Origin of the sequence: Mycobacterium sp. IS-1742 (assembly GCF_001500125.1) — a bacterium.
Taxonomy (GTDB): Bacteria; Actinomycetota; Actinomycetes; order Mycobacteriales; family Mycobacteriaceae; genus Mycobacterium.
In genome coordinates, this window is record NZ_LQIV01000042.1 from 198,751 (window position 1) to 220,617 (window position 21,867).

Annotated in this window: 23 protein-coding genes; 21 read left to right on the forward strand and 2 right to left on the reverse strand. The window is 69.3% G+C overall.

Annotation, left to right across the window (positions count from 1 at the left end; genetic code table 11):
- Positions 1-4 precede the first annotated feature (4 nt).
- The 4 genes from AU196_RS21535 to AU196_RS26185 are packed head-to-tail and all read left to right on the forward strand — an operon-like array spanning position 5 to position 3,219.
- On the forward strand, positions 5-622 hold the full coding sequence (locus AU196_RS21535) for a TetR/AcrR family transcriptional regulator (RefSeq protein WP_059097099.1): 618 nt from the start codon (positions 5-7) through the stop codon (positions 620-622).
- 49 nt (positions 623-671) lie between these two features.
- Complete coding sequence (locus AU196_RS21540; RefSeq protein WP_059097100.1) at positions 672-1,910, forward strand: acyl-CoA dehydrogenase family protein; 1,239 nt, start codon at positions 672-674, stop codon at positions 1,908-1,910.
- Positions 1,907-2,866: a phosphotransferase family protein gene (locus AU196_RS21545; RefSeq protein WP_059097101.1), complete on the forward strand. Its 960-nt coding sequence runs from the start codon at positions 1,907-1,909 to the stop codon at positions 2,864-2,866. Before AU196_RS21540 ends, AU196_RS21545 begins: the two co-directional genes overlap by 4 nt.
- Entirely contained in the window at positions 2,863-3,219 is a 357-nt protein-coding gene (locus AU196_RS26185) for a DUF6285 domain-containing protein (protein ID WP_059097102.1), read from the forward strand. Before AU196_RS21545 ends, AU196_RS26185 begins: the two co-directional genes overlap by 4 nt.
- A gap of 13 nt (positions 3,220-3,232) precedes the next feature.
- Here the strand turns inward: AU196_RS26185 and AU196_RS21555 are convergent, their stop codons facing one another.
- Entirely contained in the window at positions 3,233-3,865 is a 633-nt protein-coding gene (locus AU196_RS21555) for a class I SAM-dependent methyltransferase (protein ID WP_059097103.1), read from the reverse strand.
- 52 nt (positions 3,866-3,917) lie between these two features.
- Between AU196_RS21555 and AU196_RS21560 the strand changes: the two genes are divergently transcribed.
- From AU196_RS21560 to AU196_RS21640, 17 genes are all read left to right on the forward strand, one after another.
- Positions 3,918-4,319, forward strand: coding sequence for a nuclear transport factor 2 family protein (locus AU196_RS21560; protein ID WP_059097104.1), 402 nt, complete (start codon positions 3,918-3,920; stop codon positions 4,317-4,319).
- Between the two features lie 65 nt (positions 4,320-4,384).
- Complete coding sequence (locus tag AU196_RS21565; protein WP_059097105.1) at positions 4,385-4,786, forward strand: Rv3143 family two-component system response regulator; 402 nt, start codon at positions 4,385-4,387, stop codon at positions 4,784-4,786.
- Between the two features lie 170 nt (positions 4,787-4,956).
- The gene (locus tag AU196_RS21570) at positions 4,957-5,328 is read left to right on the forward strand and encodes an NADH-quinone oxidoreductase subunit A (RefSeq protein WP_059097106.1); all 372 of its coding nucleotides are present in this window, start codon (positions 4,957-4,959) and stop codon (positions 5,326-5,328) included.
- Entirely contained in the window at positions 5,319-5,873 is a 555-nt protein-coding gene (locus tag AU196_RS21575; protein ID WP_059097107.1) for a NuoB/complex I 20 kDa subunit family protein, read from the forward strand. The genes AU196_RS21570 and AU196_RS21575 overlap by 10 nt, the downstream gene beginning before the upstream one ends.
- Positions 5,870-6,565: an NADH-quinone oxidoreductase subunit C gene (locus AU196_RS21580; protein WP_059097108.1), complete on the forward strand. Its 696-nt coding sequence runs from the start codon at positions 5,870-5,872 to the stop codon at positions 6,563-6,565. The genes AU196_RS21575 and AU196_RS21580 overlap by 4 nt, the downstream gene beginning before the upstream one ends.
- Positions 6,565-7,905 (forward strand): NADH dehydrogenase (quinone) subunit D, encoded by a 1,341-nt coding sequence (gene nuoD, locus AU196_RS21585; RefSeq protein WP_059097109.1) that lies wholly within the window; start codon positions 6,565-6,567, stop codon positions 7,903-7,905. The genes AU196_RS21580 and nuoD overlap by 1 nt, the downstream gene beginning before the upstream one ends.
- A gap of 28 nt (positions 7,906-7,933) precedes the next feature.
- Positions 7,934-8,785: an NADH-quinone oxidoreductase subunit NuoE gene (gene nuoE / locus AU196_RS21590; protein WP_059097171.1), complete on the forward strand. Its 852-nt coding sequence runs from the start codon at positions 7,934-7,936 to the stop codon at positions 8,783-8,785.
- Positions 8,782-10,098 (forward strand): NADH-quinone oxidoreductase subunit NuoF, encoded by a 1,317-nt coding sequence (gene nuoF, locus AU196_RS21595; RefSeq protein ID WP_059097110.1) that lies wholly within the window; start codon positions 8,782-8,784, stop codon positions 10,096-10,098. The genes nuoE and nuoF overlap by 4 nt, the downstream gene beginning before the upstream one ends.
- A gap of 100 nt (positions 10,099-10,198) precedes the next feature.
- Positions 10,199-12,592, forward strand: a complete 2,394-nt coding sequence (locus AU196_RS21600; RefSeq protein WP_059097111.1) for an NADH-quinone oxidoreductase subunit G — start codon at positions 10,199-10,201, stop codon at positions 12,590-12,592.
- Entirely contained in the window at positions 12,589-13,839 is a 1,251-nt protein-coding gene (gene nuoH / locus AU196_RS21605) for an NADH-quinone oxidoreductase subunit NuoH (RefSeq protein ID WP_059097112.1), read from the forward strand. Before AU196_RS21600 ends, nuoH begins: the two co-directional genes overlap by 4 nt.
- The gene (gene nuoI / locus AU196_RS21610) at positions 13,832-14,356 is read left to right on the forward strand and encodes an NADH-quinone oxidoreductase subunit NuoI (RefSeq protein ID WP_059097113.1); all 525 of its coding nucleotides are present in this window, start codon (positions 13,832-13,834) and stop codon (positions 14,354-14,356) included. Before nuoH ends, nuoI begins: the two co-directional genes overlap by 8 nt.
- 11 nt (positions 14,357-14,367) lie before the next feature.
- Positions 14,368-15,123 (forward strand): NADH-quinone oxidoreductase subunit J, encoded by a 756-nt coding sequence (locus AU196_RS21615; RefSeq protein ID WP_082695833.1) that lies wholly within the window; start codon positions 14,368-14,370, stop codon positions 15,121-15,123.
- Entirely contained in the window at positions 15,120-15,419 is a 300-nt protein-coding gene (nuoK, locus tag AU196_RS21620; RefSeq protein WP_059097115.1) for an NADH-quinone oxidoreductase subunit NuoK, read from the forward strand. Before AU196_RS21615 ends, nuoK begins: the two co-directional genes overlap by 4 nt.
- Positions 15,420-15,482: 63 nt before the next feature.
- A complete protein-coding gene (gene nuoL / locus AU196_RS21625; RefSeq protein ID WP_059097116.1) occupies positions 15,483-17,363 on the forward strand; it encodes an NADH-quinone oxidoreductase subunit L in 1,881 nt (626 codons plus the stop codon).
- On the forward strand, positions 17,357-18,913 hold the full coding sequence (locus AU196_RS21630; RefSeq protein WP_059097117.1) for an NADH-quinone oxidoreductase subunit M: 1,557 nt from the start codon (positions 17,357-17,359) through the stop codon (positions 18,911-18,913). Before nuoL ends, AU196_RS21630 begins: the two co-directional genes overlap by 7 nt.
- A gap of 38 nt (positions 18,914-18,951) precedes the next feature.
- Complete coding sequence (gene nuoN, locus AU196_RS21635) at positions 18,952-20,478, forward strand: NADH-quinone oxidoreductase subunit NuoN (protein ID WP_059097172.1); 1,527 nt, start codon at positions 18,952-18,954, stop codon at positions 20,476-20,478.
- A gap of 9 nt (positions 20,479-20,487) precedes the next feature.
- Complete coding sequence (locus tag AU196_RS21640) at positions 20,488-21,258, forward strand: enoyl-CoA hydratase (protein WP_059097118.1); 771 nt, start codon at positions 20,488-20,490, stop codon at positions 21,256-21,258.
- Here AU196_RS21640 and AU196_RS21645 read toward each other — a convergent pair.
- Positions 21,255-21,857, reverse strand: a complete 603-nt coding sequence (locus AU196_RS21645) for a TetR/AcrR family transcriptional regulator (RefSeq protein ID WP_059097119.1) — start codon at positions 21,855-21,857, stop codon at positions 21,255-21,257. The genes AU196_RS21640 and AU196_RS21645 overlap by 4 nt on opposite strands.
- Between the last annotated feature and the right edge of the window lie 10 nt (positions 21,858-21,867).

Here is a 21,867-nt window from a genome sequence, read left to right on the forward strand (position 1 = left end):
ACGTATGGCCCCGGAGTCGTCGACGCTGAGCAGCAAGGGCCGCCAGACCCGGCACGCCATCGAGTTGGCGGCCCGGAAGTTGTTCGCCGAGCGGGGTTTTCACGGTACAACCCTGGCCGACATCACCTCGGCCGCCGGTAAGTCGCCCGCGGTGTTCTACCGCTACTTCGACGACAAGGAGGATCTGCTCGCCGCGCTGGCGCAGTCCTTCCTCGACGATGTCGTCGCCCCGTCGGGTTCCAGTGTGCCGCTGCCCTCCTCCCCCGACGACGGCGCCTTCTTCACCACGGTGGTCACCGGCTACTGGAACACCTTCAAACAGAACATCGGCATCATGATCGCCGTCGCGCAACTGGCGACCGGTCAACGGCGCTTCGCCGACCTGCAGCACGAGTTCCGCCGCGTCGGGATGGACGTCGTCGCCGCGTCGGTGCGGCACGCCCAGGACCAGGGGTACGGCGCCGAACTCAACGCGGAGTACACCGCGGCGGCGATCGCGCTGCTGTTCGAGAACTTCACGGTCGTGATGGTCGGCACCTCGGGGCTCGGATTGCAGATGAGCGACGCCGACGCCATCTCCACGCTGTCGACCATCTGGAAGAAGACGCTGTATGGCTTCTGATCCGATGAGTAACCCCGCCAACAACCGCGCACTCGACGCAAGGAGAGACATGGACTTCACCCTTCCGGACCACCTACCCGGCTTGCTCGAGGAGATGGACGCGTTCATCGAAGCCGAGATCAAACCGCTCGAACGCGAACACATTCAGTATTTCGACCGCCACCGCGAATACGCCCGCACCGACTGGGAGAACGGCGGCATCCCGCAGCGCGCGTGGGAGGATCTGCTCGACGAGATGCGCCGACGCGCGGACGCGGCAGGATGGCTGCGGTACGGACTGCCCGAGCAGTTCGGCGGCCGCGGCGGGTCCAACATCGACATGGCCGTCATCCGGGAACACCTGGCGCACAAGGGCCTCGGCCTGCACAACGACCTGCAGGACGAGTCGTCGATCGTCGGCAACTTCCCGCAGGTCATCATGATGGACCGCTTCGGCACCGAGGCGCAGAAGGCCGAGTGGATCGAGGCCATGCTGACCGGGAAGCGGTCGATGGCCTTCGGTCTGACCGAACCGGACCACGGATCCGACGCGACGTGGCTGGAGACCCGCGCCGAGCGCGACGGCGACGGCTGGATCATCAACGGCACCAAGCGGTGGAACACCGGTGTGCACCGCGCGACCCACGACCTGATCTTCGCCCGCACCTCCGGCGAACCCGGTCAGGCCCGCGGCATCACCGCCTTCCTCGTGCCGACCGATACGCCCGGTTTCGAGGTGCCGTATTACTGGTGGACGTTCAACATGCCCACCGACCACGGCGAGGTGGTGCTCACCGACGTGCGGGTACCCGACGACGCGGTCCTCGGCGAGGTGGACCGCGGACTCGAGGTGGGCCAGACCTTCCTGCACGAGAACCGGATCCGCCAGGCGGCGAGCAGTCTCGGCGCCGCCCAGTACTGCATCGACCGTGCGGTCGGCTACGCCGGACAGCGCATGGTGTTCGGCAAGCCGCTCGCGGTGAACCAGGCGGTGCAGTGGCCGTTGGTGGAACTGCAGACCGAGGCCCAGATGGTGCGGTTGCTGGTGTACTACGCCGCCACCGAACTCGACCGCAGCCATCACATGGAGGTCTCCGACAAGGTGTCGATGGCGAACTACCGCGCCAACCGGCTGGTGTGCGAGGCCGCCGACCGGGCGATGCAGGTGCACGGCGGTGTCGGCTACAGCCGGCACGAACCGTTCGAACACATCTACCGCCATCACCGTCGCTACCGGATCACCGAAGGCGCCGAGGAGATCCAGATCCGGCGGGTCGCCCAGCGGCTGTTCGGTTTCGGACGCAAGTGAAGTCCGAACTCGAGGCGGTGCTGCACCCGATCCTGGGTGAGGTGACGGTCGAGAATTTGACCACGCTGACCGGTGGCGCGAGCCGGACCACGTGGGCCTTCGACGCGGTGGCCGCGGACTCCAGGAGCGCGCTCATCCTGCGCACCGGCCCGCCCGACGAGGTGCACGCCGGGATGGAACTCGAGGCCCGAGCCCAACAACGCGCCGCTGCCGTCGGCGCACCGGTCCCCCACATCCTGACCGCCGACAACAACACTGCGGCACTGGGCAATCCGTACCTCATCTGTGAGGCGATCGGCGGTGAGACGATCGTCCGCCGCATCTACCGGTCGCTCGACGACACCGGGCGCAGCCGGTTGCTCACCCAATGCGCGCAGGCACTGGCGGCCATCCACCGCGCCGATCCGTGCGACATCGGGCTGTCCGAGACGGACGAGATCACCGAATGGCGGGAACGCCTCGACGAGATGGGCGACACCACAGCCACTTTCGAGTGGGCGTTTCGCTGGCTGGCGGCCCACCGGCCGCCGCCCACCCCGCACCGGCTGGTGCACGGTGATTTCCGGATGGGCAACCTGATCGTCGACGACACCGGCCTCGCGGCGGTCCTCGACTGGGAACTCGTGCACGTCGGGGAGGTCTACGAGGACCTCGCCTGGTTCTGCATCCGGGCGTGGCGCTTCGGCGCCCCCGAGCGGCTCGGCGCAGGCGGTCTGGGCAGCGTCGAGGAGTTCCTCGGCGCGTACGAGGCGGCCAGCGGCCAGACCCTGGACCGGTCGGCGTTCCGCTGGTGGCTGACGGTCGCGACGCTGCGGTGGGGCGTCATCTGCCGCTTCCAGGCCGAACGGCACCTCAGCGGGCAGACCCCCTCGGTCGAACTGGCGGCCATCGGGCGCCGCGTCTGCGAGACCGAATGGGATCTGCTCGACCTCCTCGACGGCGGGGGGCCGCGATGACGGGGCCGCAGTGGCTGTACGGCAGACCGACCGCGGCCGAACTCGTCGCGGCGGTGGCCGACTTCCTCGACAAGGAGGTCCGACCGGCCACCGCCGACACCGGTCACGTCGGGTTCCACCTCCGGGTCGCGACCAACGTGCTGCGCACCGTCGAACGCGAACTCGCCGACGCGTCCTGCGGGGAGGCCGTCGGCGCGCTGGCCGCCCTGGGGTTCGACGACGAGGCCCAGTTGGCGGCCGCGATCCGCGCCGGTGAGTTCGACGGCCGGGCCCCGGAACTGCTCCCGGCGCTGCGCACGGTCGTGCGGCACCGGCTCCGCGTAGCGCACCCGGGCTATGACGAGGAGGGCTGAGCGCGCGATGCGGTCAGCCGAACCGCACGCGGGCCAGCCACGCCGGTTCGTCGACGCGTGCGCCCACCGGCAGCCCGAGCGCCTCGGCGTGCGCAGGGCCGACCACACCTCGGTAGGTGGCCGTCTCGAGCGCTTCGACCCGCCAGCCGTCGGTGAACGCGGTCCGGATGTCGGCCTCGCTGACCTGCGGTCCGAAACCCCGGCCGGCATCGGAGAGCGCCAGGATGTGGACGACGGCGCCGGGACGGCACACCGAGCCCAGGCTCTGCACGTAGCGCCGCCTATCGGTGGCGTCGAAGACGTGGAACAGCGCGCTGTCGACGACGGTGTCGAACCGTGGGCCGCCGTCGAGGTGCAACGCGTCGGCCACCTCGAAGCGGGCCGCCACGCCGCGCTCGGCCGCGTTGCGCCGGGCCAGCGCGACCGCGCGGGCGGAGAAGTCGACACCGAGCACGTCGTAGCCGAGGCCGGTCAGCAGGATGGTGTGTTCGCCGGCCCCGCAGCCGGCGTCGAGGACGGCGCCGTGGATGGCGCCGCGCCGTTCGAGGTCGACGATCGCGGGTTGCGGTGCGCCGATGACCCAGGGCGCGACGCCGCCGGCGTAGACCTCATCGAACAGGGACTTCGGGGGTGTCGTCTCAGGCATGCCCGCAGTGTCGTACCTCAACGGAACTTCAGGTCAAGCGGAAGGGTGCGACATGGCTGACGTACCGATCGACACCGTGGTCGGGGTGGCTGATCGCCTCTTCGACGCCATCGAACGCAGCGACACCGCCGCCGTGGAGGCGATGTGGGCCGACGACGTGCTGGTGTGGCATTCCGGCGACCGGCGGGACAACGACCGTGCCCGGGCGCTGCGGGTGATCTTCTGGTTCATCGACCACACCACGCAGCGTCGGTACGAGATACTCGACCGGCGCCTGTTCGCCGGCGGTTTCGTCCAGCAGCACGTCCTGCACGCCACCGGCACCAACGGCTCATCCATCGCGCTGCGGGTCTGCATCGTGATCCTGGTGCGCGACGACGGCCTGATCACCCGTATCGACGAGTACTTCGACCCGGCCGACATGGCGCCGCTGCTCGGCGACACGCCCGAGTAGACGGCCTCAAGGACAAACCTCCGGAGTCGATCGGCGCGGCGTACGCAGCCGCTAGCATCGGCGCCATGGCTGACGCCCCCCGTACGCTGCGGATCCTGGTCTACAGCGACAATCCGCAGACGCGGGAGGCGGTGCGGCTGGCGCTCGGTAGGCGGGTCCACCCTGAGCTGCCGGAGCTGGACTACCTCGACGTGGCAACCGCCCCGATGGTGATCAAACAGCTCGATGCGGGCGGTTTCGACCTGGCCATCCTCGACGGCGAAGCCACCCCCACGGGCGGTATGGGCCTGGCGAAGCAGATCAAGGACGAGATCACCGACGCCCCGCCGATCCTGGTGCTGACCGGCCGACCGGACGACGCCTGGCTGGCCACCTGGTCGCGTGCCGAAGCCGCCGTACCGCATCCGATCGACCCCATCCGCCTCGGTGAGGCGGTCGTGTCGCTGCTGCGGCTCTCCGCGCAGTAGCCGATCCCCAAACCCACTGTCGCCCTGGGGCGTTCACGCATGCCCGGGCAGGCCGACGGCGCGCGCCGCACTGGTGAACGGTACTAACCAAAAGGTGTGGCGCAGATCCCAAACACGGCTAGGCTGTGGGTTAGCTCACATCGACAGCCCCGAGGGAGCGTTTGGCCGGTATGGACCTGTACACGCCGATCCTGGTGCTCGGCGCCATCGCGGCGGTGTTCGCGGTGGTGTCGGTGGTGATCGCCGGAGTCGTCGGGCCGACCCGGTACAACCGGGCGAAGCTGCAGGCCTACGAATGCGGGATCGAACCCCTGCCGGGGGCCGAGCGCACCGCGGTCAACGTCCAGCGGTTCCCGATCAAGTACTACCTGACCGCGATGCTGTTCATCGTCTTCGACATCGAGATCGTCTTTCTCTACCCGTGGGCGGTCGCGTTCGACAGCCTCGGTCTGTTCGCCCTGGTGGAGATGCTGCTGTTCATGCTCACCGTGTTCGTCGCGTACGCCTATGTGTGGCGTCGGGGAGGGCTCAATTGGGACTAGAGGAACGCCTGCCGGGCGGCATCCTGCTGTCGACGGTCGAGAAGGTCGCGGGGTATGTCCGCAGCGGTTCGCTGTGGCCCGCGACCTTTGGACTTGCCTGCTGCGCGATCGAGATGATGGCCACCGCCGGGCCTCGATTCGACATCTCCCGGTTCGGCATGGAGCGCTTCTCGGCGACCCCGCGGCAGGCGGATCTGATGATCGTCGCCGGCCGGGTCAGCCAGAAGATGGCACCGGTGCTGCGGCAGATCTACGACCAGATGGCCGAACCCAAATGGGTGCTCGCGATGGGGGTGTGCGCATCCTCGGGCGGCATGTTCAACAACTACGCCATCGTCCAGGGCGTCGACCACGTCGTCCCGGTGGACATCTATCTGCCCGGCTGCCCGCCGCGGCCGGAGATGCTCCTGCACGCAATCATCAAGCTGCACGAGAAGATTCAGCAGATGCCGCTGGGCGTCAATCGCGACGAGGCCATCCGGGAAGCCGAACAGGCGGCGCTGGCGGTGCCGTCCACGATCGAGTTGAAGGGTCTGCTGCGGTGACGGAGGCCGACCACACCACCCCGAACGGTACGGGCGACACCGAGATCATCGGCGTGCGTCGAGGGATGTTCGGCGCCAGGGATTCTGGTGACACGTCGGGTTATGGCCGGCTGGTCCGGCCGGTCCGGCTGCCCGGCGGTTCACCTCGGCCGTACGGCGGCTACTTCGACGACGTCGTCGATGCGCTGATCGCGGCACTGGGCCAGGACGACTACGACGCATCGGTCGAACGCGTCGTCGTGTACCGCGACGAATTGACGCTGGACATCACCCGGTCCGGGCTTCCCGTCGTCGCCAAGGCGCTGCGCGACGACGCGGCCCTGCGGTTCGAACTGTGCCTCGGCGTCAGCGGCGTCCACTACCCCGGGGACGCCGGGCGCGAACTGCACGCCGTCTACCCGCTGATGTCGATCACCCACAATCGCCGGATCCGATTGGAAGTGGCCGCCCCCGACGAAGATCCGCACATCCCGTCGCTGTTCGCCGTGTATCCCACCACCGACTGGCACGAGCGGGAGACCTACGACTTCTTCGGCATCATCTTCGACGGCCACCCGTCGCTGACCCGGATCGAGATGCCCGACGACTGGGTCGGGCACCCGCAGCGCAAGGACTACCCGCTGGGCGGCATCCCCGTCGAGTACCACGGCGCCCGGATACCACCGCCCGACGAGCGGAGGGCCTACAACTGATGAACACTCCCCCTGACCCGCCCGCCGCGGGCGGTGACGCGCGCTCGGGCACCGACACCGTGGTGGTCGTCGGCGGTGAGGACTGGGAACAGGTGGTGGCCGCCGCCGAACAGGCGCAGGCCGGCGAACGCATCGTCGTGAACATGGGGCCGCAGCACCCCTCGACGCACGGGGTGCTCCGGCTGATCCTCGAGATCGAGGGCGAGACGATCACCGAGGCCCGTTGCGGCATCGGCTATCTGCACACGGGCATCGAGAAGAACCTGGAGTACCGGAACTGGACCCAGGGCGTCACCTTCGTCACCCGGATGGACTACCTGTCGCCGTTCTTCAACGAGACCGCGTACTGCCTCGGTGTCGAGAAGCTGCTCGGGGTCACCGACGCGATCCCGGAACGCTGCAACGTGATCCGGGTGATGTTGATGGAGCTCAACCGCATCTCCTCGCATCTGGTCGCGTTGGCGACCGGCGGTATGGAACTCGGGGCGATGAGCGCGATGTTCTACGGCTTCCGGGAGCGCGAGGAGATCCTGTCGGTGTTCGAGATGATCACCGGCCTGCGGATGAACCACGCCTACATCCGGCCCGGCGGGCTGGCCGCCGACCTGCCCGACGGCGCCGTCGCGCGCATCCGCGACCTGCTCGCGCTGTTGCCGGGCCGGCTGCGGGACCTGGAGAACCTGCTCAACGAGAACTACATCTGGAAGGCCCGCACGCAGGGCATCGGCTACCTCGACCTGGCCGGGTGCATGGCGCTGGGCATCACCGGGCCGGTGCTGCGCTCGACCGGGCTGCCGCACGATCTGCGCCGGGCCCAGCCGTACTGCGGTTACGAGAACTACGAATTCGACGTGATCACCGACGACGGGTGCGACGCCTACGGTCGCTATCTGATCCGGGTGAAGGAGATGCGGGAGTCGCTCAAGATCGTCGAACAGTGTGTGGACCGCCTCGAGCCCGGACCGGTGATGATCGAGGACAAGAAGCTGGCCTGGCCGGCCGACCTCGAGCTGGGGCCCGACGGTCTCGGGAACTCGCCCGCCCACATCGCCCGCATCATGGGCCAGTCGATGGAAGGGCTGATCCATCACTTCAAGCTGGTGACCGAAGGCATCCGGGTGCCCGCCGGGCAGGTGTACACGGCGGTGGAATCGCCGCGCGGTGAACTCGGCGTGCACATGGTCTCTGACGGTGGCACGCGACCCTACCGCGTGCACTACCGCGACCCGTCGTTCACGAATCTGCAAGCGGTGGCCGCGATGTGCGAGGGGGGCATGGTCGCCGACGCGATCTCCGCGGTCGCGTCGATCGATCCGGTCATGGGCGGGGTGGACCGCTGATGAGCGCTTGCGCGAAGAAGAGACGATCATGAGCGTCTTCCTCGAACTCGGGCAACGTCCGGAGGAGCCCGGCCCGCCGGTCGGCGGCCCCACCGCCTATCCGGACGACGTCGCGGCCCGCCTGACCGACGACGCCGCGCGCATCGTCTCGCGGTATCCACAGGCCCGTTCGGCGTTGCTGCCGCTGCTGCACCTGGTGCAGGGCGAGGACGGCTGCCTCACCTCGGCGGGAATCGCGTTCTGCGCCAACGTACTCGGGTTGACCGCCGCCGAGGTGACGGCGGTGGCCACGTTCTACTCGATGTACCGTCGCACGCCGACCGGCGACTACCTGGTCGGGGTCTGCACGAACACCCTGTGCGCGATCATGGGCGGCGACGAGATCCTCGACGAGTTGGAGGGGCATCTCGGCGTATCCGCCGGGCAGACGACTGCCGACGGGCGGGTCACCCTCGAACACATCGAATGCAACGCGGCATGCGACTACGCCCCGGTGGTGATGGTGAACTGGGAGTTCTTCGACAACCAGACGCCCGCGTCGGCCCGCGATCTCGTCGATTCCCTGCGTGCGGGCACACCGGTCACCCCGACGCGGGGCGCGCCCTTGTGCACGTTCCGGGAGACCGCGCGCACCCTCGCCGGACTCGGCGACCCGCGGGCGGTCACCAATCCCGGTGGGACGGGCGATGCGACGCTGGCCGGTCTGCGGGTGGCACGTGCGAACGGAATGTCGGCGCCGGATCCTTCCGACGCCGAAGGCGCGGGCACACAGCCTGATCCGGAGATCACCGAGGCGGCTGACTCCACCAGGGACGAACCCGCACCCGCGCCGGACGCCGCCGTGCCCCGGCCCGCCCACGGAACAGAACCGCGCTCATGACGGCGCTCACCCCGGTGCTGAGCCGGTTCTGGGACGAACCCGAACCCTGGACGCTGGAGACCTACCGGCGCCACGGTGGGTACCGGGCGCTGGAACAGGCGCTCGGCATGGCGCCCGACGACGTCATCGCCACCGTGAAGAACTCCGGGCTTCGCGGCCGCGGTGGCGCCGGTTTCCCCACCGGCACCAAGTGGTCCTTCATCCCCCAGGGTGAGGACGGAGCGGCCGCCAAACCCCACTACCTCGTGGTCAACGCCGACGAGTCGGAACCCGGGACGTGCAAGGACATCCCGCTGCTGTTGACGACGCCACACTTCTTGGTGGAAGGCGCGATCATCGCCTCGTACGCGATTCGCGCCCACCATGCGTTCATCTACGTACGCGGTGAGGTGGTGCCGGTGCTGCGCCGGCTGCAGGCCGCCGTCGCCGAAGCCTACGAAGCCGGATACCTGGGCACTGATATCCGCGGCTCCGGATTCGACCTCGAGCTCGTCGTGCACGCCGGGGCGGGCGCCTACATCTGCGGTGAGGAGACGGCACTGCTGGACTCGCTGGAAGGCCGCCGCGGTCAGCCCCGGTTACGCCCGCCGTTCCCGGCCGTCGCCGGCCTGTACGCCTCTCCGACGGTGGTCAACAACGTCGAGTCGATCGCGAGCGTGCCGCCCATCCTGCTGGGCGGCATCGACTGGTTCCGCTCGATGGGGTCGGAGAAATCGCCCGGCTTCACGCTGTATTCGCTGTCCGGCCACGTCACCCGGCCGGGTCAGTACGAGGCGCCGTTGGGGATCACGTTGCGCGAGCTGCTCGACTACGCCGGCGGCGTCCGCGCCGGCCACGAACTGAAATTCTGGACGCCCGGGGGATCCTCGACACCCCTGCTCACCGGCGAGCACCTGGACGTGCCACTGGATTACGAGGGGATGGCCTCGGCCGGGTCGATGCTCGGCACCAAGGCGCTGCAGATCTTCGACGAGACCACCTGCGTGGTGCGCGCCGTGCGCCGCTGGACGCAGTTCTACGCCCACGAATCCTGCGGCAAGTGCACACCGTGCCGCGAGGGCACCTACTGGCTCGCCCAGATCTACGCGCGCCTGGAGAGCGGCGACGCCACCGAGGCCGACGTGGACAAGCTGCTCGACATCTCCGACACCATCCTCGGAAAATCGTTCTGCGCGTTGGGCGACGGGGCGGCCAGCCCGATCATCTCGTCGATCAAGTATTTCCGCGACGAGTACCTCGCGCACCTCGGGGACGGCTGCCCGTTTGATCCCCACGCCTCGACGCTGATGGCCGGACAGGAGGTGGGGGTGTGACTTCTCCGCGCGCCACCCCACCGCCGAGTGTGCGGTGTCGTCCGCGACGCGCCGCGCAAGGCGTACGACATCGCACACTCGCGGGTAGGAGGTGCCGCCGATGACGCAGACCGCCGACACCGGAACGCCGAGCGCGCCGCCGGTCGAGATGGTCGAGCTCACCGTCGACGGGGTCACGGTCAGTGTGCCGAAGGGAACGCTGGTGATCCGGGCCGCCGAGCTGATCGGCATCCAGATCCCCCGGTTCTGCGACCACCCGCTGCTCGACCCTGTCGGCGCGTGCAGGCAGTGCCTCGTCGAGGTCGAGGGCCAGCGCAAGCCGATGGCGTCGTGCACCACCACGGTGAGCCAGGACATGGTGGTGCGCACGCAGTTCACCTCCGAGGCGGCCGACAAGGCCCAGCGCGGTGTGATGGAACTGCTGCTGATCAACCATCCGCTCGACTGCCCGGTGTGCGACAAGGGCGGCGAATGCCCGCTGCAGAACCAGGCGATGTCCAACGGCCGCGCCGAGACGAGGTTCACCGACGTCAAACGCACGTTCCCGAAACCGATCAACATCAGCTCCCAGGTGCTGCTGGACCGGGAACGCTGCGTGCTGTGCGCACGGTGTACCCGGTTCTCCCAGCAGATCGCCGGTGACCCTTTCATCGAACTGCTGGAACGCGGTGCGCTGCAACAGGTCGGTATCGCCCCCGGCGAACCGTTCCAGTCGTACTTCTCCGGCAACACCGTCCAGATCTGCCCGGTGGGCGCGTTGACCGGGACCGCGTACCGGTTCCGCGCGCGGCCGTTCGACCTGGTCTCGACCCCCAGCGTGTGTGAGCACTGCGCCTCGGGCTGCGCGCAGCGCACTGATCACCGCCGCGGAAAGGTGTTGCGCCGCTTGGCCGGTGACGACCCCCAGGTCAACGAGGAGTGGAACTGCGACAAGGGACGCTGGGCGTTCACCTACGCAGGAGTCGGCGACCGCATCACCACGCCGCTGGTCCGTGGCGAGGACGGCGCCCTGCGGCCGGCGTCGTGGTCGGAGGCGCTCGCGGTCGCGGCCACCGGACTGGCCGCCGCCGGCGGCCGGGCAGGCGTGGTGGTGGGCGGCCGGGCCACGGTCGAAGATGCCTACGCCTATGCGAAATTCGCGCGAATGGTGCTCGGCACCAACGACGTCGACTTCCGTGTGCGGCCGCACAGCGCCGAGGAGGCCGATTTCCTCACCGCGCACGTGGCGGCCCGGCCGATGCAGGTCACCTACGCGGACCTGGAGAACGCTCCCGCGGTCCTGCTGGCCGGGTTCGAACCCGAGGACGAGTCCCCGATCGTGTTCCTGCGGCTGCGCAAGGCCGTCCGCAAACACGGACTGCAGGTGCTCTCGGTCGCGCCGTTCGCGGGCCGCGGACTGACCAAACTGTCCGGCCGACTCGTCGCCGCCGTTCCCGGCAGCGAACCCGCCGCGCTCGACGGGCTGACCGACGAGCCGCTGCTGCGACTGCCGGGCGCGGTCATCCTCGTCGGTGAACGCCTGGCCACCGCACCCGGTGCGTTGACGGCGGCCGCGCGGCGGGCCGCCGCGACCGGCGCCCGCCTGGCGTGGATCCCGCGGCGCGCCGGTGAGCGCGGCGCCGTCGAGGCCGGCGCGCTGCCGACCCTGCTGCCCGGCGGCCGTCCGGTCACCGACGGCGCCGCCCGCGCCGGACTGGCGGCCGCCTGGCATGTCGATGACCTGCCGGGCACCCCGGGCCGTGACACCGGCGCGATGCTCGAGGCCGCACGCTCCGGCGCGCTGGGCGCGCTGGTCTGCGGCGCCGTCGACGTGACCGATCTGCCGGATCCGGACGCCGCCCTTGCCGCGCTGGCGGCCGTACCGTTCGTGGTGAGCCTCGAACTGCGCGACAGCGATGTCACACGGGTCGCCGACGTGGTCTTCCCGGTGGCGCCGGTGGCCGAGAAGGCCGGGGCGTTCCTCGACTGGGAGGGCCGCCTGCGCCCGTTCGGTCCGGCGTTGCGCAGCAACGCCATTCCCGACCTGCGGGTGCTCAACTTCCTGGCCGACGAGATGGGCGTGCACCTCGGCCTGCCGGATGCGCAGACCGCCGGAGAAGAACTCGCCCGGCTGGGCTGGTGGGACGGTCCGCGGCCCCCGTGCGAACACGAGGCGGCGGTGCCCCCGCAGATCGGGCCCGGGCAGGCGGTGCTGGCGGGATGGCGGCTGCTGCTCGACCTCGGGCGGATGCAGGACGGGGAACCGTATCTGGCGGGCACCGCGCCGCCCGCTGTCGTCCGGCTGTCCGCACCCACCGCGCGGGCCCTCGGCGCGGCGCCAGGAGAGCCGGTGACCGTCGGCACCGACCGCGGACGGATCACGCTTCCGCTCACCGTCACCGACATGCCCGACGGCGTCGTCTGGCTGCCGCTGAACTCCCCCGGCTCGCAGGTGCACCGCCAACTCGGGGTGAGCACCGGCGCCGTCGTCTCGATCGGGCGGGCCGCCCCGTGACCCACCCCGATCCCACGCTCTTCGGCCACGACCCGTTGTGGCTGATCCTCGCCAAGGCCGTCGGCGTCTTCGCGTTCCTGGTGCTCACGGTGCTGGCCGCGATCCTGATCGAGCGGAAGGTGCTGGGCCGCATGCAGATGCGGTTCGGCCCGAACCGGGTCGGTCCCAAGGGTTTGTTGCAGTCCCTGGCCGACGGCATCAAGCTGGCCCTCAAGGAGGGCATCACCCCCGCGGGCGTCGACAAGCCGATCTACCTTCTGGCTCCGGTGATCTCGGTCATTCCTGCGTTCCTCGCGTTCGCGGTGATCCCGCTGGGCGGTGAGGTGTCGGTGTTCGGGCACCGCACGGCGCTGCAGCTGACCGATCTCGCGGTGGCGGTGCTCTACATCCTCGCCGTCACCTCGGTCGGGGTGTACGGCATCGTGCTCGCCGGGTGGGCGTCGGGGTCGACGTATCCGCTTCTCGGCGGCCTGCGGTCGAGCGCCCAGGTGGTGTCGTACGAGATCGCGATGGCGCTGTCGTTCGCGACGGTCTTCCTCTACGCCGGCACGATGTCCACGTCGGGCATCGTCGTCGCCCAGAGTTCCACCTGGTACGTCTTCCTGCTGTTGCCGTCGTTCCTGGTGTACGTGACGTCGATGGTCGGCGAGACCAACCGGGCGCCGTTCGATCTGCCCGAGGCCGAGGGCGAACTTGTGGGCGGTTTCCACACCGAGTACTCGTCGCTGAAGTTCGCGATGTTCATGCTCGCCGAATACGTCAACATGACGACGGTCTCGGCGCTGGCCACCACCATGTTCCTGGGTGGCTGGCATGCTCCGTGGCCGATCAGCCTGTGGGACGGCGCCAACAGCGGATGGTGGCCCCTGCTGTGGTTCACCGCCAAGGTGTGGGCGTTCCTGTTCGTCTACATCTGGTTGCGGGGCACGCTGCCACGGCTGCGTTACGACCAGTTCATGGCGATCGGGTGGAAGCTGCTGATCCCGGTGTCGCTGGCCTGGATCATGATCGTCGCGACGGCCCACAGCCTGCGGAGCACCGGCCACGGCGGCTGGGCGAGCGGCCTGATGATCGTGGGCACGGTGGTCACCTTCGTGCTCGCCGCGATCCTGTGGCGCACCATGCGATTCCGCGCCGACCGGACGGTGCCCGAGCGCACCGCCGCGGACGTGTTCCCGATTCCGCCGATACCCGGCGGCGCGCCCACCACGCGCGCGGCCGCCAGCAGGGAGACGACAGATGCCTAAGCTGTGGGACGCCGTCGCAGGCTTCGCCGTCACGTTCGGCACGCTGTTCAAGAAACCGATCACCGAGGAGTATCCGGAGAAACCCGGTCCGGTCGCCCCGCGCTATCACGGCCGCCACCAACTGAACCGGTATCCCGACGGTCTCGAGAAGTGCATCGGCTGCGAACTGTGCGCGTGGGCCTGCCCGGCCGACGCGATCTACGTCGAGGGTGACGACAACACCGCCGACGAACGATTCTCCCCCGGTGAGCGTTACGGCCGCGTCTACCAGATCAACTACCTGCGCTGCATCGGTTGCGGTCTGTGCATCGAGGCGTGCCCGACCCGCGCCCTGACGATGACCAACGACTACGAGATGGCCGACGACAACCGGGCGGACCTGATCTGGGGTAAGGACAAGCTGCTCGCGCCGCTGCGCGACGGCATGCTGGCGCCGCCGCATCCGATGGCGCCCGGCGCCACCGACGACGACTACTACCTGGGTCGCATCGGGCCTGTCACCGAGGACATCCGGTGAGCCCGGAGGTCTTGGTGCTCGCCGCCGACGGCGCGTCACGCACCTCCACCGGCGAGGCCGTCGTGTTCTGGGTCCTCGGCGGGATCGCCCTGATCGGGGCGCTGGGTGTGGTGTGGGCGCCCAAGGCGGTGTACTCGGCGATCTTCCTCGCGACCACGATGATCGCGTTGGCCGTGCTCTACATCGCCCAGGAGGCGTTGTTCCTCGGGGTCGTGCAGGTCGTGGTCTACACCGGCGCGGTGATGATGCTGTTCCTGTTCGTGCTGATGCTCGTCGGCGTGGACTCGTCGGAGTCGCTGGTGGAAACCATTCGCGGACAACGGGTCGCGGCCATCGTGGTCGGCGTCGGGTTCGGCGTCCTGCTGATCGCGGGCATCGGCACCGTCTCGGTGGCCGGCTTCACCGGCCTGCCCGACGCCAACACCGGCGGCAACGTCGAGGGGCTGGCGGCGTTGATCTTCACCCGCTACCTGTGGGCGTTCGAACTGACCGGCGCGCTGCTCATCACCGCGGCGCTCGGCGCGATGGTGCTCGCGCACCGGGAACGCTTCGAACACCGCAAGACGCAGCGGGAACTGTCCATCGAACGCTTCCAGGAAGGCGGTCACGCCACCCCGATGCCCAATCCCGGTGTGTACGCCCGCCACAATGCCGTCGACATGCCCGGCCGGTTGCCGGACGGCAGCGGTGCGAAGTCGTCGGTCAGCACGATCCTGCAGCCACGTCAGGTGCCACCGTCGGACAACGAGAGGAACGGCCGCCGGTGAACCCCGACAACTACCTGTACCTCTCCGCGTTGCTGTTCACCGTCGGAGCGGCCGGGGTGTTGCTGCGGCGCAACGTCATCGTGGTGTTCATGTGCGTGGAGCTGATGCTCAACGCGGCGAACCTCGCGTTCGTGGCGTTCTCGCGCATGCACGGCCACCTCGACGGTCAGGTGGTGGCGTTCTTCACGATGGTGGTCGCGGCGTGCGAGGTGGTCATCGGGCTGGCCATCATCATGACCATCTACCGGGCTCGCCGGTCGGCGTCGGTCGACGACGCCAACCTGCTGAGGCACTGATGAGCGCTCGCGCGAAGAAGGAAAGGCACTGATGAGCGCTCGCGCGAAGAAGAGAGAGCACTGATGAGCGCTGGGGTGTGGCTGCTGATCGCGCTGCCGCTGGCCGGTGCCGTCGTGCTGCTGCTGTCCGGGCGCCGGTCGGACCGGTGGGGTCATCTGCTGGGCACCGCAGCGGCGGTCGCGTCGTTCGTCGTGGGCGCCGTGCTGTTCACCGGCATGCTCGGCCGCCCCGCCGAGGACCGCGCCGTGCACGAGGCGCTGTTCTCGTGGGTGCCGGTCGGCGGGCTGCAGGTCGACTTCGGCCTGCAACTCGACCAGTTGTCGATGTGCTTCGTGCTGCTGATCACCGGAGTGGGCTCGCTGATCCACGTGTACTCGATCGGGTACATGGCCCACGACCCCGGCCGCAGACGGTTCTTCGCCTACCTCAACCTGTTCCTCGCCGCGATGCTGCTGCTGGTCCTCGCCGACAACTACCTCGGGCTCTACGTCGGCTGGGAGGGTGTCGGCCTGGCGTCGTACCTGCTGATCGGGTTCTGGTCGCACAAACCGTCCGCGGCCACGGCGGCGAAGAAGGCGTTCATCGTCAACCGCGTCGGCGACATGGGGTTGGCCATCGCGTTGATGGTCATGTTCGCCACCGTCGGGTCGGTGTCGTTCGCCGGAGTGTTCGGCGCCGCACCGCAACTCGGCGAGGGCACACTCACCGTGATCGGCCTGCTGCTGCTGCTCGGCGCCTGCGGCAAGTCCGCCCAGGTGCCGCTGCAGTCCTGGCTGGGCGATGCGATGGAGGGCCCGACACCGGTGTCGGCGCTCATCCACGCCGCGACCATGGTGACCGCCGGGGTCTATCTGATCGTGCGCTCCGGTCCGGTCTTCGACCTGGCGCCGACCGCGCAACTCGGCGTCGTCATCGTCGGCACCGTGACCCTGTTGTTCGGCGCGATCATCGGCTGCGCCAAGGACGACATCAAGAAGGCGCTGGCCGCGTCCACCATGAGCCAGATCGGCTACATGGTGCTCGCCGCGGGGCTCGGGCCCGCCGGCTACGCGTTCGCGATCATGCACCTGCTGACCCACGGCTTCTTCAAGGCCGGACTGTTCCTCGGCGCCGGGTCGGTCATGCACGCCATGGACGACGAGGTGAACATGCGCCGCTACGGCGGTCTGCGCAAGGCCCTGCCGATCACCTTCGCCACGTTCGGGCTCGGTTATCTGGCGATCATCGGGGTGCCGCCGCTGGCCGGGTTCTTCTCCAAGGACGGCATCATCGAAGCCGCACTGGGCGCCGGCGGCGTGAAGGGCTGGGTCCTCGGCGGCGCCGCGATCCTCGGCGCGGGCATCACCGCGTTCTACATGACCCGCGTGATGCTGATGACCTTCTTCGGTGAGAAGCGTTGGGCCGACGGCGTTCACCCCCATGAGGCGCCTGCCGTCATGACCGCGCCGATGATCCTGCTCGCCGTCGGTTCGGTGGCCTCAGGCGGGCTGCTGGCGGTCGGCGGCACGCTGTCGCACTGGCTCGAACCGGTCGTCGGCACCCACGAGGAGGCGCACGCGATCCCCGTGGTCGTGGCCACGATCATCATCCTGTCTGTCGTCGCGGTCGGCATCGCGATCGCCTACCGCATGTACGCCACCCGCGCGGTGCCCGCCGACGTCCCGGCGGGTTCGGCGCTGACCGTCGCCGCGCGCCGGGATCTCTACGGCGATGCGCTCAACGAAGCCGTCTTCATGCGACCCGGTCAGGCGGTGACGGCGGGCCTGGTCGGCGTCGACGACCGGGCGGTCGACGGTGCCGCGACCGGCCTCGCCGCACTGGTGGCCCGCGCGTCGGACGGATTGCGCCGTCTGCAAACCGGATTCGCGAGGTCCTACGCGCTGGGCATGCTCGGAGGCGCGGCGCTGGTGGTGGCGGCGATCCTGGTGGTGAACCTGTGGTGATTCCCTGGTTGAGCGTGCTGTGGGCGGCGCCGATCGTCGGCGCCGGACTGGTGATGCTGATGCCCCGACGGGCGCTGGCGAAGTGGGTGGCGCTGGCGGTGTCGCTGGTGGCGCTCGCGGTCACCGCCGTCATCGCCGTCGGGTTCGAACCCGGCGGCGAGCAGTACCAGTTCGTCGAATCCCGGCGCTGGATACCGTCGTTCGGCACGGGCTACATCCTCGGTGTCGACGGGATCGCGCTGGCGTTGATTGTGTTGACCGCGGTGCTGGTGCCGTTGCTCGTGATCGCCGGGTGGCACGACGCCGACAGCGCACCGCAGGCGAGGTCGGTGCACACCTACCTCGCCCTCACCCTGGCCGTCGAGGGCATGGTGTTCATGTCGCTGGTGGCCCTCGACGTGCTGCTGTTCTACGTGTTCTTCGAGGCCATGCTCATCCCGATGTACTTCCTCATCGGCGGGTTCGGATCCGACCGGGCGGCCGCCTCGAAGGCGGCCGTGAAGTTCCTGCTGTACAACCTGTTCGGCGGCCTCATCATGCTGGCCGCGGTGATCGGGCTGTACGTCACGACGGCGGGCAGCGACGCCTTCGAGGCCGGCACCTTCGACTTCCGGGCGATCGTCGGCGCGGTGGCCGCCGGGGATTTCGTGGTCGACCCCGCGCTGCTCAACCTGATGTTCCTCGGGTTCATGTTCGCGTTCGCGGTGAAGGCGCCGCTGTGGCCGCTGCACCGCTGGTTGCCGGACGCCGCGGTCGAGGCCACCCCCGCCAGCGCCGTGCTGATGATGGCGGTGATGGACAAGGTCGGCACGTTCGGCATGCTCCGGTACTGCCTGCAGTTGTTCCCCGACGCCGCAACGCTGTTCCGCCCGGTGATCATCACGCTGGCCGTCGTCGGCATCGTCTACGGCGCGGTGGTCGCGATCGGTCAGACCGATGTGATGCGCCTGATCGCCTACACGTCGATCTCGCACTTCGGGTTCATCATCCTCGGCATCTTCGTCATGACGAGCCAGGGGCAGTCCGGTTCGGCGCTCTACATGGTCAACCATGGCATCTCCACCGCGGCGCTGTTCCTCATCGCGGGCTTCCTCGTCTCGCGGCGCGGTTCACGTCTCATCACCGCCTACGGCGGCGTGCAGAAGGTCGCACCCGTGCTGGCCGGCACGTTCCTCGTCGCGGGTCTGGCGACGTTGTCGCTGCCCGGGCTGGCGCCGTTCATCAGTGAATTCCTGGTGCTCATCGGCACGTTCACCCGCTATCCGGTCCTGGCGGTGCTGGCGGCCACCGCGCTGGTGCTCTCCGCGATCTACGTGCTGTGGATGTATCAGCGGATGATGACCGGCCCGGTGACCGAGGGCAACGAGCGGTTGCGCGACCTGGTGCCGCGTGAACTCGCCGTCGTCGCACCGTTGATCGCGCTCCTGCTGGTGCTGGGCGTGTATCCGAAACCGGCGCTCGATGTGATCGATCCGGCCGTGGGGCACACGCTGACGACCATCGACCAACCGGACCCGGCGCCGACTCTGGCAGAGAGGGGCGCGCCGTGATCCCCACCCCGACCGTCGAATACGGGCTGATCTCCCCCATGCTCATCGTGGTGGGCGCGGCGATCGCCGGGGTGCTCATCGAGGCGTTCCTGCCCAGGCGCCGCCGCTACGCGGCACAGCTGACGCTCGCCCTGGCCGCCACGGTCGCCGCGCTTGCGGCCGTCGTCGTGGTGGTCCGGCAGATGTCCGGAGAGATCGGCAGGCCCGCCGTGATGGGGTCGGTGGTGATCGACCGGCCGGCGCTGTTCCTGCAGGGCACCATCCTGCTCGTCGCCGTCCTCGGCATCCTGCTGATCGCGGAACGCCGGGCCGACACCGACAACGACGGCGCCGCAGGCGGACTCGATGCGTTCACCCCACAGGCCTCCGCGGTGCCCGGCAGCGTCGCCGAGCGGGTGGCGGCCCGCGCCGGGGTGGCACAGACCGAGGTCTTCCCGCTGACCATGTTCGCCGTGGCGGGCATGCTGCTGTTCCCCGCCGCCGACGACCTGCTCACGATGTTCATCGCGCTCGAGGTGCTCTCGCTGCCGCTGTACCTGCTGTGCGGGCTGGCGCGCCGCCGTCGCCTGCTGTCCCAGGAGGCCGCACTCAAGTACTTCCTGCTCGGCGCGTTCTCCTCGGCGTTCTTCCTCTACGGCGTCGCGATGCTGTACGGCTACGCGGGAACGCTCGACCTGCGCGGGATCGCCGCCGTGGTCGCCAAGGACACCGGCACGACGTCGCTGGCGCTGACCGGTACCGGCCTGATCCTGGTCGGGGTGTTGTTCAAGGTGGGCGCCGCACCGTTCCACTCGTGGATCCCCGACGTCTACCAGGGCGCGCCGACGCCGGTGACCGCGTTCATGGCGGCCGCCACCAAGATCGCGGCGTTCGGCGCCCTGCTGCGGATCTTCTACGTGGCCCTGCCCGCCCTGCGCGACGACTGGCGCCCGGTGCTGTGGGCGGTCGCGATCCTGACGATGGTCGTCGGCACGGTCACGGCGGTGACCCAGACCGACGTCAAACGGATGCTCGCCTATTCGGCGATCGCCCACTCCGGGTTCATCCTCACCGGCGTGATCGCCGAGAACCGGCCGGGCCTGTCGTCGGTGCTGTTCTATCTGTTCGCGTACGGGTTCTCCACGGTGGGCGCGTTCGCGGTCGTGGGCCTGGTGCGCGACGCCGAAGGGCAGGAGGAGACGGCGATGGCCCGCTGGGCGGGGCTCGGCAGGCGCAATCCCCTTGTCGGCGCGGTGTTCTCGCTGTTCCTGCTGGCGTTCGCGGGGATCCCGCTGACCAGCGGGTTCGTCAGCAAGTTCGCGGTGTTCAAGGCAGCGGGCGAGGGCGGCGCGATACCGCTGGTCGTGGTGGGCGTCGTCGCCAGCGCGGTCGCCGCGTACTTCTACGTGCGGGTGATCGTGTTGATGTTCTTCACCGATCCGCCGGCCGACGCACCGCAGATCGTCGTACCCAGCGGGCTGACCACCGCCGCCGTCACGGTGACCGCCGCGGTGACGTTGGCTCTCGGCGCGCTGCCGCAGCCGCTGCTCGACCTGGCGAACAACGCCGACCAGTTCCTGCGTTAGCTTGCGTACATGACGCTCGTCCAGGTCGCCGACATCGACCACGTCCGGCTGCTGACCATGAACCGCCCGGAGGCACGCAATGCGCTCAGCCGCGACCTCATTCGCGGGCTCCACGCGGCGCTGTCCGAGGCCGACGACGCCGAGTCGGTGCACGCCGTGGTGCTCACCGGGGCGGATCCCGCCTTCTGCGCCGGCGTCGACCTCAAAGAGGCCGCCCGCGACGGCACGGAGTACTTCGCCGAGTTCCAGCAGCAGAGCTGCATCGCCCGGGTCGCGCAGATGCGCACCCCGATCATCGGGGCGGTCAACGGCGCGGTGTTCACCGGTGGGCTGGAGATGGCGCTGGGGTGTGACTTCCTCGTCGCCTCGGAACGCGCGGTGTTCGCCGATACGCACGCCCGCGTCGGCATCCTGCCCGGCGGCGGGATGACCGCGCGGCTGCCGCAGGTGGTCGGCGCCGCGATGGCGCGTCGGCTGTCGATGACCGGTGAGGTGGTCGGCGCCGAGCGGGCGGAGCGGATCGGCCTGGTGACCGAGGTGGTGCCCCACGAGAGGCTCCTCGACCGGGCCATCGAACTGGCCGCCCAGGTCGCCGAGGTGCCCGCGCCGACCATGGCCGGGCTGAAGGAGATCTACACCCGCGGCACCGACCCGGTCATCGCCCCCGCCCTGGCCGCCGAACAGGACATCGCGGGGTCGCAGGACCGCGACTTCACCGGGCTCGGCGCCCGGTTCGACAACGTGACCGCCCGCAACCGCGCACAGATCGCGACCGATTAGGCCACCACACCGCGGGTGACGATCGCGCTCGTCTGCTCCACCCACTCGTCGTCGAGGCCTCCGTCGGGATGCAGCAGGAGTCCCAGCATGGTCGCGCCGCCGATCACCTCGATCAGGCGGTCGGGATCGACGCCGTCGTGCACCTCACCGCGCTCGACCGCATCGGCGAGCCGGGTGCGCACAGCCGCGAACGTGTCGGTGAAACGCGCCCGCACCCGCGCGTTGAGGTCCGGGTCAGCGGCCATGTCGGCGATCAACCCGGGTAACGCCGCCTGGACCACCGGCCTGACGTAGACGTCGCGCGCCGCACCGATCATCGCGCGTACGTCCGCGGCGATGTCACCGGCGGGAGTGACGAGCGCGGTCGGCGCGGCGGGGAACGCCGCCTCGTGGACCAGCTCGGCCTTGCTCGACCATCGGCGGTAGATCGCGGTCTTGGTGGTGCCGGCGCGCTCGGCGACGGCGGCCATCGTCAAATTCGAATAACCGTTTTCCACAAGAAGATCCGCGGTGGCCCGCAGTATGGCAGCGTCGATACGCGGGTCACGCGGACGGCCCGCGGTCTGAGCCTTGCCAACCGCAGGTGTGTCTGATTTCATAACGCTACTG